11 protein-coding genes and 1 pseudogene are annotated in these 12,776 nt (G+C 44.5%); 7 read left to right on the top strand and 5 right to left on the bottom strand.

The features are described from left to right. Positions 1 to 115 precede the first annotated feature (115 nt). The 4 genes from B3N33_RS10960 to B3N33_RS10975 are packed head-to-tail and all read right to left on the bottom strand — an operon-like array spanning position 116 to position 4,106. Positions 116 to 1,882 (bottom strand): bifunctional diguanylate cyclase/phosphodiesterase, encoded by a 1,767-nt coding sequence (locus B3N33_RS10960; protein WP_292593374.1) that lies wholly within the window; start codon positions 1,880 to 1,882, stop codon positions 116 to 118. Between the two features lie 59 nt (positions 1,883 to 1,941). Beyond that, positions 1,942 to 2,622 (bottom strand): protease inhibitor I42 family protein, encoded by a 681-nt coding sequence (locus tag B3N33_RS10965; protein WP_292590618.1) that lies wholly within the window; start codon positions 2,620 to 2,622, stop codon positions 1,942 to 1,944. Between the two features lie 13 nt (positions 2,623 to 2,635). Beyond that, positions 2,636 to 3,886, bottom strand: coding sequence for a M24 family metallopeptidase (locus B3N33_RS10970; RefSeq protein WP_292593376.1), 1,251 nt, complete (start codon positions 3,884 to 3,886; stop codon positions 2,636 to 2,638). Next, positions 3,879 to 4,106 (bottom strand): hypothetical protein, encoded by a 228-nt coding sequence (locus B3N33_RS10975; protein WP_099829884.1) that lies wholly within the window; start codon positions 4,104 to 4,106, stop codon positions 3,879 to 3,881. The genes B3N33_RS10970 and B3N33_RS10975 overlap by 8 nt, the downstream gene beginning before the upstream one ends. A 119-nt stretch (positions 4,107 to 4,225) precedes the next feature. Between B3N33_RS10975 and B3N33_RS10980 the strand changes: the two genes are divergently transcribed. From B3N33_RS10980 to B3N33_RS11010, 7 genes and pseudogenes are all read left to right on the top strand, one after another. After that, a complete protein-coding gene (locus B3N33_RS10980) occupies positions 4,226 to 4,585 on the top strand; it encodes a hypothetical protein (protein ID WP_214060825.1) in 360 nt (119 codons plus the stop codon). 156 nt (positions 4,586 to 4,741) lie between these two features. Further along, positions 4,742 to 4,972, top strand: a pseudogene (locus tag B3N33_RS10985) (GNAT family N-acetyltransferase); the annotation flags it as partial. Between the two features lie 76 nt (positions 4,973 to 5,048). After that, entirely contained in the window at positions 5,049 to 6,248 is a 1,200-nt protein-coding gene (locus B3N33_RS10990; RefSeq protein ID WP_292590617.1) for a threonine synthase, read from the top strand. Between the two features lie 241 nt (positions 6,249 to 6,489). Continuing rightward, on the top strand, positions 6,490 to 8,334 hold the full coding sequence (gene dnaK / locus B3N33_RS10995; RefSeq protein ID WP_214060822.1) for a molecular chaperone DnaK: 1,845 nt from the start codon (positions 6,490 to 6,492) through the stop codon (positions 8,332 to 8,334). Positions 8,335 to 8,371: 37 nt separating this feature from the next. After that, entirely contained in the window at positions 8,372 to 8,821 is a 450-nt protein-coding gene (locus tag B3N33_RS11000) for an Hsp20/alpha crystallin family protein (RefSeq protein WP_099829875.1), read from the top strand. 56 nt (positions 8,822 to 8,877) lie between these two features. After that, complete coding sequence (locus B3N33_RS11005) at positions 8,878 to 11,265, top strand: ATP-dependent Clp protease ATP-binding subunit (RefSeq protein WP_292590616.1); 2,388 nt, start codon at positions 8,878 to 8,880, stop codon at positions 11,263 to 11,265. 60 nt (positions 11,266 to 11,325) lie between these two features. After that, positions 11,326 to 12,279: a 2-hydroxyacid dehydrogenase gene (locus tag B3N33_RS11010; protein ID WP_214060821.1), complete on the top strand. Its 954-nt coding sequence runs from the start codon at positions 11,326 to 11,328 to the stop codon at positions 12,277 to 12,279. Here B3N33_RS11010 and B3N33_RS11015 read toward each other — a convergent pair whose 3' ends face one another. After that, positions 12,280 to 12,714, bottom strand: coding sequence for a hypothetical protein (locus B3N33_RS11015; RefSeq protein WP_214060820.1), 435 nt, complete (start codon positions 12,712 to 12,714; stop codon positions 12,280 to 12,282). Between the last annotated feature and the right edge of the window lie 62 nt (positions 12,715 to 12,776).

Raw genomic sequence — 12,776 nt, forward strand, 5'->3', positions numbered from 1 at the left:
GAATCATGCTATATATAGCAGCCAATTCCACTCTTAGGACGAAGCAGAGTATTGCCAACCGGAGGTCGTTATGAAAGCGATTGAAAGCTTCGTTTAACTGACAGAGCATGGTTTATCAAACTATCGTTGCTTTCTTTATTTCTCTAGACAGGCTCTCTTTTTTCTTGTACATCTTTTCATCGGCAACAATCAGCAATTCTCTTATTGTCTTGCCGTTTTCCGGATATACTGCTATACCCACACTGGCAGTTAGCTTTACACGTCTTCCGTTTACAGAAAAGGGCTCATCAAAGGCTTCATGCACTTTTGCTTCAGCCTTTATGGCCCCTTCTGTTCCCGTTGAAGGCAGAATGTACACGAATTCATCGCCACCCATTCTTGCAGTTGAGTCACTTCTACGGCAGATCGAACTTAGACGTTTCCCAATGCTTTTAAGAAGCGCGTCACCGAAGTCATGGCCAAGAGTATCGTTAACTCCTTTGAAGTCATTGAGATCGAGATACAGGATAGCCATTTCTTCCCCATTCCTTTTTGAGAGCTCTATTTGCCTCATTGCACAGTCAAAGAAGGCTCTGCGATTCGGAAGGCCTGTTAGGTAATCTTCCATTGATAGTCTTTCCATTAGCTCCCTTTGCCTTCTGAGTTCATTGACAGTCTGAATTCTCAATAGAAGAACCGAGATCGCCTTTCCAAAACTCATTGCAGTTCTAATTAACTCCTCGTCGTCAAAAGCAGTCGGCGAATTAAAACTGTCGAGGTTGAAATACATTTTCACTTCGTCATCGATCTTTATCGGGATAGATAGAGTACTCATTATTTCTCGCAGCCTTCCTCCATTAATAATCCTTTTGAGCCGTTCATTTTCCATTCGGTAGTCAACACTGTAGTCCTTTATAACAACTACCTCATCACTTCCTTTCTGGATTAGTTCTTCTGTACTGAAGGAAACTGACTTCAATTCTTCAAAGTCATAGTTGTATGTTGCAACAAAGTGAAAACGTCCGTCATCTTGCTTGAGAAGAAAGGCAGCTGCATCTGCTCTTGGAAAGGCTTTCACACACTTCATAAGAAAGTACTCGTAGGTCTCTTCGTAGAAATCGCTTCCAAGCACCTCTGTGATTAACTCATTAAGAACTCTTTGGAACTTGCTTTGCTCACTCAGAGCGGACTCAATTTTTCTAAGATGAGTAACGTCCTTAAAGGTAAGAACAATCGAATCAGGATCCTCCTTTGAATCTCTTCCTATCACTAGATTGATTTCCGCATTTAATCTAGACGTATCGGAAGTGATCAATTCACCTGAAAACGAAGCTGTGTTTTGACCGGCAAACAGAGATTTTTTCGCTTCTTTGTAAGCTTTCACACTTCTCTCAGAGAAAAAACCGAAAAAAGCCCGGTTCATTAGATCTTCTTCCTTGTATCCCAATAGAGCACATGCGGTTCTATTAGTAAGCAGAATCCTATCTGATAGATCGAGAATAAGTATTCCATCAAGCGAATTGTTTACAACGGCGGTGAATTCGGAGATTCTCTTCTTACGCTCCCTTAAGTGATAGATAACGTTAACTAGAAGGATTGGGAAGCCCGCAGCCAGCAGTCCCAATGAAATGAATTCGTAGGCTGCCATCCCGGTTAGTGCTTCAACTAGATCGAAATACGTTGACAACGATAACAGGATAAGGCCGATAGGAATCCCCCGATGAAGCTCCTTGCTTCCAAGAAGGTAGGCTGCGACAAGTAAAGCTCCGATTACAACCATCTCACTCAATATCGCCAGTAACTTAACCGGTTCAATCGAATGCAGGGAAAAGACAATTACAGATATGACAAGAATCGCCGCTGAAGTAAGATACACCTGCAGCTTGCTTCCCGAAATGTTCAATTCGCTATCACCTCAGTAGCATTATACATTCATTAAATAACCCTATCAGTCAAGAAAGCTCAATTCTGCTGCACGGCGATATTATACGCTTCAAAGTCTATCGAAGACTTCACACCTTCCCACTCACGGAAGTATCGAAAAACGATCGAGGTGTTACCCTCATCAACCGCCTGGAAGGTCCAGGTGACTCTCGAGGGAGCCCCGACCTTTCCGCTAGTGTCTGTCACTACATCTTTTGCAACTTCCCTAACTCCATCTCCGAGTATCTCATAATGCCATGTGTACCCTGTGCTCGCATTCTCTTCTAGAGTGATGGTGAAGGTTGAGCCGATATTCACTTCGTTCATGAGAAGCTTCAGATCAACTTGCCCTTTTCCTTCTCCAGAGACATCGACGGTTAACGCCCTGAAGTCTACCGATTGCTTTTCTCCTTCCCACTCTCTGAAGAGTTTTAGCGTGATCAGCGTCTTTCCTTCCTTTGCCGCGGTCATTATCCAACCTTTTACAGAAGGAGCCCCGGGCATAAAACTCGGTGCGTTATGCTCTTCAAGAAAGTTTCTAAGAACACCTGACGGTTCCGCGAAAACATGCCAGAGATAACCCGTTGACGGGTTTTCCTGGATCTCAAGAACGGCCAGTTGAGATACCATCATTGTGTTTGAAGACTTCACCAGCTCATTCGACAACCCCAGCACAGTCGTCAAAGCAACAATACAGATAATAACAAGAATTCTTTTCACGAATTCTCACCTCCTATAAAATGAATAGTTCTTCCTGCCTTCCATCTAGATAGTCGATCTTGTTGTTCCTGAAAGCGACCGTTTCTTCAAGGAATCCGTAGACCGGCTGGTCATCCCAAGAGAGCAAAGGAGACCGGCAGTTCAGCTCCATAGCAAAACAAGTCGAATTCCTGATCTTGAGATCTCCTGTACCCGGGATCTTCTCCTGATTATTCCATAGACCGATGATCGGTCCGGCCCCATGGCCGTGATACCCTACAGGGTGAGAGTAGATTGTCGCGTCCAAACCCCTTTCCTTTGCATCTCTTAAGGAGATGCTTAGCAACTCGTTTCCGCTTATACCTTCTATGAAATTCCGTGCCAGAATATCCTGAACTTCGTTTGTCTTCCTTATCACATCATCTAGCCCTTCCGGCAGATCGTTCTCTTCATCGCTCTTCAGATAAAACATCTGCTGGGTATCCGTCGCGAGACCACTGTACATAAAACCGAAGTCACAGTGAAGGAGATCTCCCCCCTCAATCACTCCGGTCTTTCTGGGATCTTCTGCGCCACGCCTTTGAAGGTCTACGTCCGGGCCAAACCAGGTTCTCAAACCGAGATTCGATGCGAGTTTTTTCAGTCGCATTTCGACATCTCTGGTAGTTGTAACCCCCGGAATGATATTCTCTCTAGAGAAGGCGTTACCAATGATTGTGTGTGCAATCCTGTCAAGCTTTCTGTAGACTTCAATCTCCCTATCACTCCTTGTTTGCAACCAATTTACCGCGATTCTCTCGGCGCTCACGAGATGTATATGATCGTCAAACTTCTGTCTTAGAGACTCGAAAAGCGAATGAGTAATTCCATCGGCCAACGCGAAATCCTCTGAAAAGTTCAGACCGAGTGTTCTTATCTTCAAATCTCTCAGAAGCTTAGCCATTGATTTGAAGACATCTCCTTCCTCAATTGTCCAAGCGCATTGATAGAACTCCTCCATTCGACTTCCGTAAGGAGACAGCACGAATCTCTCTTCCTTCGTGAACAGGAACGCGGTTACTCTGCTTGCCCCATGGAACGAACCGGGAAGGAGTGTCTTGATTATCGGGTCTTCATTGTTCTCCCTTCCTATTACCATCCAGGCATCAAATTCCTCTTCTTCGAGAAGTCCCGGCAAAACACTGTTCAATCTATATTGCAGGATTTCGTTGTACTCAACAATCCGTTGTTCTTCCGAGGGCATATTCTCGCTAATCTCTTTATATTGATCTGCAGAACTATTCATCAATATCTCCATCATCTTTGCCTATCGGGATATCTATCTCTGAGTTCTTAAGAAGCTTTTTGAGAAACTCATCATTCTCCTTTAGAAAACTCTCTTCAGTAACTAGACGGATGCCCATTGGTCCTTTGCTTCTTATCCTCAGTTTCTTGTGTGCGCTTTTCTGTCGGCTAATGAGTTTGTAAGTAATACCGTTGACTTCGACAAATCCCTTGACCTCCAATATATCACCTCCTGAGATAATCTATCATTTATGATTCGCAAAACAAAGAACTGTGCTCTCTTGCGTTGCAGGAAAGATACGGAGTAGAATAGAAAAGCCGTGAATGAAAGGAGAAGGAATTGCTTTTTCAGACCGAACCAGGAAGATTTCAGAGTCTTGATTACCTTTTCGGAGAGCTCGCTCAAAACCTCGCATATCTTTCGATCCTCCATCAAAACACCCGGGGAGCGGTCTACACTGATAACCCCGACGAGCCACAATTGGCTGTTGTATGGAACTGCTGTGATACTGTACTAATCGGAGGAGATATTGTCGGGGCTGCAGATTCGATACTTCTTGAGTTCTTCTCTGAAACGCTAATCCCCGAAGCAAAAGCGAGAGGGATACCTTCACTGAACGTCTATTCAGCTACTGATTTTTTTGAGAGACTTGGAGATCTTCTTGGGTTAATGAATCCCAGAAAAAAGATAAAAAGATAGCTCTTTCAGTTGCGTCAACTAGACACTCGAGATGTATCAGGTTTCATGATGGATCATTTCCTACAGAGGATTACGGAAAGAACGTTTGAGACAGGACTGGTCAACTCCCTCGCTGTTGAGGGATGGATATATTCATTCTAAGAAGATCTCGATTCCTTCATTGATAAGAGCGATGGCTACATGATAGTCAGGGATGGTGTAATACTAAGCTGGTGCATAGGTGTTTACAGATCCGATGATAGAGTTGAAGTTGGTTTGGAGATGGTCGCAGAGTATAGGAAGAGGGGATTTGGTTTGGCCGTATCACGGGCATACACAAATGAATTCCTGTCCAGGGGGCTGATAATTGACTGGCTCTGCAACTACGAAAACTTGCCATCAATTTGAATTGCTAAGGATCTTAGATTCGAAGAAAAGGCAGAGGATTCAGTCTATGAAATAAGGCTCTGAAAGAGGCGATGTGATGAAACATTCGAGACTAATCTGCACTGCTTGCGGAAAAGAGTATTCTCAAGAATACTTCCGCTGCACGTGCGGAGAACCATTGGAAATCGTAATCGAAAACCAGAAGCTCATTAAGCTTCAATTCAGAAGATCAGAAATGTTGGAGAGCTTTTCTCATCTTTTACCAGAACTGAAGGATAACAACTTTCTTTCGATGGGAGAAGGATTGACCCCACTAACAAGACTGGAGAATACCACTCTTGATGGACTGGAACTGTTCGTTAAGAACGAGTCGATAAACCCCACCTGGTCATTTAAGGATCGGGGAAGCTATCTGGCAACGCTTGACGCTATAAATCAAGGATACAGACAAATCGGCACAGTCTCTACGGGCAACATGGGGGCTTCCGTCGCCGCCTATGGAAAGAGAGCAAATCTGAGAACAACGATCCTGATTTCAGATTCCATTCCAGAAGAGAAAATAGCTCCAATCGCAATATATGGACCAAGAGTCCTCAAGGTTACAGGAGACTACGGTGACTTGTACCACAAGTCTGTAGAAATTGGCGCGAAAGCCGGGATTTACATGGCAAATTCAGATGTTCCAATGAGGGTTGAAGGCTCGAAGACGATTGCGTTCGAGATATTTCTTCAGTTAGGTGAAAAGGTTCCTGACTTTATTGTTGTTCCAACAAGTTCTGGAGGCAATTTGAGGGGCATCGAAAAAGGCTTTCGCGAACTAAAGAAATTTGGATTCTCGAATACCCTCCCGAGAATTGTTGTAGCGCAGGCGATGGGATGCTGCCCCATACATCTGGCCTTTTCACAAGGGGCTGAAACTGTCTCGCGATTTATTGATCCTTGTACTGTCGCTCACGCTATCGAGAATCCTTTCCCTCCAAGCGGGAACGCAGTACTGAAGATTTTGAGAGAAACTGATGGAATAACTGTCGCAGTAGATGAAGCGAGTATCCTTAAAGCTCAAAGAGATCTGGCTGAAAAGGGGCTCTTCGCCCAACCAGCCAGCGCTGTGCCTTTGGCAGCTTTGAACAAACTGCAAAAAGAAGTGAATATGAAGAGAGCTGTTGTTGTTGCAGTTCTCACAGGGTCAGGGCTGAAGTACCCCACAATTCTTGAGAAGCATCCTTCGAAGATAGAAATAACTGATCTTATCTCTCTTGGAGAAACCCTAGAACGGAATCCTAACTGTATCCAGTAAGGAGATCGGCAAGCAACCGGCTTTGTCCCGGACAGAGTTCAATCAAAAAATCAGTAATTATTGTCAGTCTTATACTAAGAACGCTATACGATTTCATTATGTAATTATTTACGTCCCTATTACCCTCTCTAGAAAAGACTTATATTCTGTCTTAATTATGATTATCTCTTCTTGACAGGTGCACTCCACTTACCTATAATAGATTTGTAGATGTTGAGTTGGTGGCAAGGAGGGAAATCAGATGGCAAATAAGGAATACACAGTTGGTATTGACCTTGGAACTACAAATTCAGTTATTTCGTGGGTGAAGCCGGACGGTAACGTTGAGGTCATTCCCAATGCTGAGGGGAATCGAACCACCCCATCGATAGTTTCTTTCAGCAAAACGGGAGAGATCATTGTCGGCGAACCCGCCAAGAGACAAACGATACTAAATGCAGACAGAACAGTAAGATCTGTGAAGCGAAAAATGGGTTCCGACTACAAGGTGAAGATTGATGATAAGGAATACACGCCTCAGGAGATAAGCGCTTACATTCTGAAGAAGATGAAGGCCGACGCCGAGGCTTACCTCGGAGGAAAGATAACACAGGCGGTAATTACTTGTCCCGCATACTTCAACGATGCTCAGAGGCAGGCCACAAAAGAGGCTGGTATTATTGCTGGACTGGAAGTCCAGAGGATCATTAACGAACCAACAGCAGCTGCCGTAGCTTACGGAATCGACAAGAAACGCGGCGATAAGAAGATCATAGTATATGATTTGGGTGGAGGAACCTTCGACGTCTCCGTATTGGATATAGGTGACGGTGTAGTTGAAGTCTTGTCAACGTCGGGCAACAACCACCTCGGTGGAGATGACTTCGACCAGAGGTTGATTGACCATATAGCAGAAGACTTCAGAAAGAAGAACAACGTTGATCTTCGAAAAGACAAACAGGCGTTCCAGAGGCTTAAGGATGCCGCAGAAAGAGCAAAGATAGAGCTTTCTTCAAAGTTTGAAACGGAGATTTCTTTGCCTTTCATAACTGCAACTGCCGATGGACCATTGCATCTTGAAATGAAGATAACTAGATCGACACTAGAATCTCTGATAAAGGATCTTGTGGAAGGCACCAGAGAGCAGATAGAGAGAGCAATGAGCGATGCAAAACTCTCTCCGAAAGAGATAGATGAAGTGCTTCTTGTAGGAGGTTCAACAAGGATTCCAATGGTTCAAAGTTTCATCAAATCGATCTTCGGCAAAGACCCGAACAAGAACATAAATCCAGATGAGGCCGTTGCTATCGGAGCAGCTCTGCAAAGCGGAATACTGTCCGGCAGTGTAGAAAGTGATCTTGTGCTCGTAGATGTCACTCCTTTGACTTTAGGAGTAGAAGTAATGGGCGGTTTGATGGAACCGATCATCGAGAGAAACTCTACCGTTCCAGTCAAGAGATCGAAGGTTTTCACTACAGCGGCCGACGGGCAGACGGAAGTGGAGGTAGCGGTCTACCAGGGAGAAAGAACTATGGCAAGAGACAACATGTCTCTTGGAAGCTTCAAGCTTACCGGAATTGCTCCCGCTCCTAGAGGAGTTCCTCAGATTGAAGTGACTTTCGATATTGACAGCGATGGAATAGTTCACGTCTCCGCAAAAGACCTGGGAACCAATAGAGAACAATCCATGGTGGTAAGTGGAAGACAGAAGATGTCAGAAGAAGAAATAAAGAGAGTGGTAGAGGAAGCAAAGAAATACGAAGAACAGGACAAACAAAAGAAACAGGAAATTGAGTTGAAGAATCAAGCCGATCAGCTTGCATATAGTATAGACAAACTCCTTAGTGAGAGCGGCGACAAGATATCCTCTGAGGACCGAGGCAAGCTCGAAGGCCTCGTGAAGGACCTGAGGGACGCGATCAACGAAGACAACATTCAGAGAATAAAGCTGTTATTTGATCAGCTTCAGAAGGAAAGTATGAGAGTTGGACAGAGTGTTTACCAGAAAGCCCAGGCTCAAACTCCTGCAGACGGAGTCACACAAGAAGGTGAAAATAATGATAGTGACAGTGGTACCGAGTATATACCGCCGGAAGACAGTAAATAGCAGAAATCATAGAGATCCTAAGAATGGAGGTGTTAATATGTTGGCTATCAGAAGAGGAAGTGATGTTTTCAGACCTTTCGAGGAGATTCAAAGAGAGATGGACAGACTCTTTAATGAAGCCTTCAGAGGCCTGAATGATCAGTCGAAAGAAGCTGGGATGTTCAGTCCGGAAGTTGACATCTACGAAAAGGATAACTCAGTTTTTATCGAAATGGACATCCCTGGAATCAAGAAGGATGAACTCGAAATCAAGGTAGAAGATGATGTTCTCTCAATCAAAGGCGAGAAGAAGCTTGAAAGAGAGGAAAAAGAAAGAGACTACCATCGCTACGAGAGATATAGCGGAGCGTTCCAGAGAATATTCAGGCTTCCTGAGTACGTTAAGAGTGATGATGTCAAGGCGAAATACGAAGACGGTGTCCTAAAACTCGAGCTTCCCAAAAAAGAAGAAGTCAAGAAAGAAGCTATCCAAGTAAAGATCGATTAACGTTAGAGAAAAACTAAGGGGGCGCTTTCGGGCGCCCTTTTTTTGGAGGTGCAGTGATGATCAACTATGAAGAATACACCGAAAAGGCGAAGAAGATTCTTCTGGATGTCCAGGATATCCTAACCAGATACAGGCAGAATCAACTCGCATCGGAACATATACTTCTTTCCATGCTCGAGGACGGGGATAATATTGCCATCGAGATACTGAACGGGAAGAACATCAGCATAGATTCTCTGAAGAAAGATGTTGAAGAAGTCATCGGCCGTTATGGAAGTAGCCGAGAGTCAACAAACCAGATATATATCACTCCGGAGGCCAGGCACATCCTCGAGAATGCCCGAAGTGAAGCGAGAAGAATGCATGATTCGAAAACTGGAACCGAACATATACTTCTGGCGATGGTACGGGAGACCTCTGCTGTTGCAAGCAGACTCCTGTCCAAATACGGGATCAATCTCGATAATATATACACATTGATTCTCAAGGGCCGAACAAAAAGCGGCGCAGAAGAGGATGAGAATCTTTCTTCCTTGAAGAAGTTCACAATCGATCTTACTCAGCTTGCAAAGGAAGGCAAGCTTATGCCAGTTATTGGTAGAGAAGATGAAGTCAGAAGGGTAATACAGATTGTTGGAAGGAAAACCAAGAACAATCCCGCGCTCGTCGGAGAACCGGGAGTTGGAAAAACCGCAATTGTAGAAGGTTTGGCTCAACGTATTGTGAGTGGCGATGTCCCCGAATACTTGAATAACAAGAGCGTCCTGGCTCTGGATATGGGTAGACTGGTCGCCGGAACGAAATTCAGAGGAGAATTCGAAGAGAGAATGAAGGACATCATCGATTCAGTGAGAAAACTCTCTGGTGAAGTAATCCTGTTCATAGATGAGATACATAGCGTAGTAGGAGCTGGCTCAGCCGAGGGATCTATGGATGCTGCAAATCTCTTGAAGCCAGCTCTTGCCAGAGGCGAACTACAATGCATCGGTGCAACAACTCTTGATGAATACAGAAAGTACATCGAGAAAGACAGAGCCCTCGAAAGACGTTTTCAGCCTGTGATGGTCGATCAGCCGACCCCTGAGGAAACCTATAGAATTCTTGAGGGACTGAAATCTACTTACGAGAAGCACCACGAGATAAAAATCGAAGATGATGCTTTAAAAACAGCCGTCGACCTTAGCGTGAAGTACATAACTGACCGTTATCTTCCAGACAAAGCAATAGATCTTGTTGACGAAGCGGCTTCATTTGTGAGACTTCAAACGGGTTACATGCCGGAAAGACTAAGACTTCTTGACCGTCAGCTCAAGGACCTCGACTCTCAGATAACCTCACTTGCAGAAAAGGGAGAGTATCAGGCTGCTGCAGAGTTGAAAACGGAGGCCGAGAGAAAAAGCAGAGAATTTCGCGAAGAGAAAAAGAAATGGGAGTCAGATGAGTCATTTGGAAAGGCCGTAACACCAAATGTGGTAGCTTCTGTAGTTGAACAGTGGACGGGAATTCCGGCTGGAAAGATGCTTCAATCCGAGCGCGAAAAGCTTCGCGACCTAGAGTCAATAATCCATGAAAGGTTCATGGATCAGGAAGAAGCAGTGAACGTCGTCTCTCAAACAATCAGACGAGCCAGAGCAGGCCTCAATGCTCCTCATAGGCCATGGGGTTCTTTCATGTTCCTGGGTCCAACCGGAGTAGGAAAGACGGAACTTGCAAAGGCACTTGCCTTCATCCTATTCGGTAGCGAAGATGCTATCGTCAGGATTGACATGTCCGAATACATGGAAAAGCATACTGTTTCCAGACTTATAGGCGCTCCTCCCGGCTATGTAGGCTACGAAGAAGGTGGTCAACTAACTGAAGCGGTAAGAAGGAGACCTTATTCTGTTGTGCTTCTTGATGAGGTTGAGAAGGCTCACAAGGAAGTTCACAACGTGCTGCTACAGATAATGGATGACGGTCGGCTAACAGACGGAAAGGGAAAGACCGTCTCATTCTCGAATACGATCTTAATCATGACAAGTAACTTGGCCTCTAAGGAACTAACTGAAATGAGTGATGAGAACCAAATGAAATCAGTTGTGGGGGAGATCTTACGAAGAGCTTTCAGACCCGAATTCATTAACAGATTGGACTCAATAGTGCTATTCAGACCACTAGACGAAAAAGCTATGGAAGGCATAGTCAAGATGAGGATAGCAGAAATGCAGAAAAGACTCGCTGAACAGAAGATTTCTGTTGAGATCAGCAAGGAAGCACTTGGGTATCTAGCAAAAGAAGGTTATGACAGAGAATACGGTGCTAGGCCAGTTCGAAGGTTGATTGAGAAATCTGTGGAAGGACCGATTGCCGATATGATAATCGATGGATCTCTGGTTGAAGGAATGAAAGTGATAATTGATTTGAGAGCCTCTGAAGTTATCATAAGACCGGAAAAAGCATTGTAAGTGAACTTATCGGCTTTTGAGAATAACTAATAATGATATCATCTTCTTAGGAGGTGCTTAATGGACAAAGTCTTCTTCACTTACAAGATCCCCGATGAAGGTATGCTTCTTCTGAAAGGCTATGATATCTATGGAAACACTGAAGACAGATTTCTTAAGAAAGAAGAGATAATTCGTGAAGGCAAAGACGCGTCAGCACTGATAACTCTTCTCTCGGACAAGATTGATTCAGAAGTCATATCTTCACTGCCAAAGTTAAAGGTTATCGCAAACTACGCAGTCGGGTACAACAACATCGATATTGAGGAGGCAAGAAAGAGAGGAGTACGAGTCACCAATACGCCGGAAGCTCTTACCGATGCCACTGCAGATTTGACAATGGCACTCATTCTGGCAACCAGCAGAAGAATCGTAGAGGGAGACAGTTTCATTAGAGAGCGCAAATTCGTTGGATGGAAGCCAGATTTGCTAACCGGCCCTTCTCTCTCCGGGAAGAATCTGGGCATAATCGGACTTGGCAGAATTGGAAAAGCTGTAGCGAAAAGGGCTAAAGCGTTCGGAATGAATGTCTTTTATTTCAACAGAAAACCACTTCTTTCTCAAGAAGAAGAGAGATTCAATGTAAGGCATATGAGTCTTGAAGAGTTACTGAAGAGTTCTGATTTTCTGTCGCTTCATGCTCCTCTAACTAAGGAAACCTATCACTTGCTGAACGAGAAGAGGCTCTCATTGATGAAGCCAGGAGCCATTCTAGTTAATACTGCCAGAGGTGAGATCATCGATGAAAGCGCACTGATAAAGGCGCTTAAGACCGGAAGACTAGCCGCAGCTGGCCTAGACGTATATGAAGAAGAACCTTATGTGCCTCAAGAGTTGATAGAACTGAACAACGTGGTTCTTCTTCCCCATATTGGATCTGCCACCAGTGAAGCAAGAAAAGAGATGGCAATTATTGTAGGACGCAACGTTGCAGCCGTTCTTGAAGGAAAGGAGCCACCTAACCCTGTGGTTTGATCACTTGGTCAAGAAGTACCATATCGGACCATGATATCTGTTGCCGGCTGCATCGACTGCTACGATTTGCCAGTAATATATAGTGTTTGGAGATAGTCTGTCTACGAAGTAAGTACTTGAGTTCGTTGTCGCATAAAGCTGCGGAGTCGGGGATGTTCCAAGGTAAAGATTGTAACTGACGACATCGATAAACGGCGATGACTTAAGACTAACTCTTGCTCCGGAATCCCTGTTTGATATCCAGAGATCTAGATTGCTCAACACAACGGAGCTGTTCCTGATAACAACGTCCCAGCTCAACACCACACTACCGCCATAGACAAAGGTTCCGTCTTGCAAATAAGTGTTAAAAACAGTTTGCGGTTCCTGATACATAGCACTTGCAGCAGCGACGATAAATATCGTCATTAGAACAGCAAAGAAGACTCTTTCCATAGTCCGCACCTCCAATTCATCAGACTGTGGATCGGTCTGCAAAGTTTATTAATCAGAAGGGA

Origin of the sequence: Mesotoga sp. UBA5825, from assembly GCF_002432955.1 — a bacterium.
Lineage (GTDB): Bacteria > Thermotogota > Thermotogae > Petrotogales > Kosmotogaceae > Mesotoga.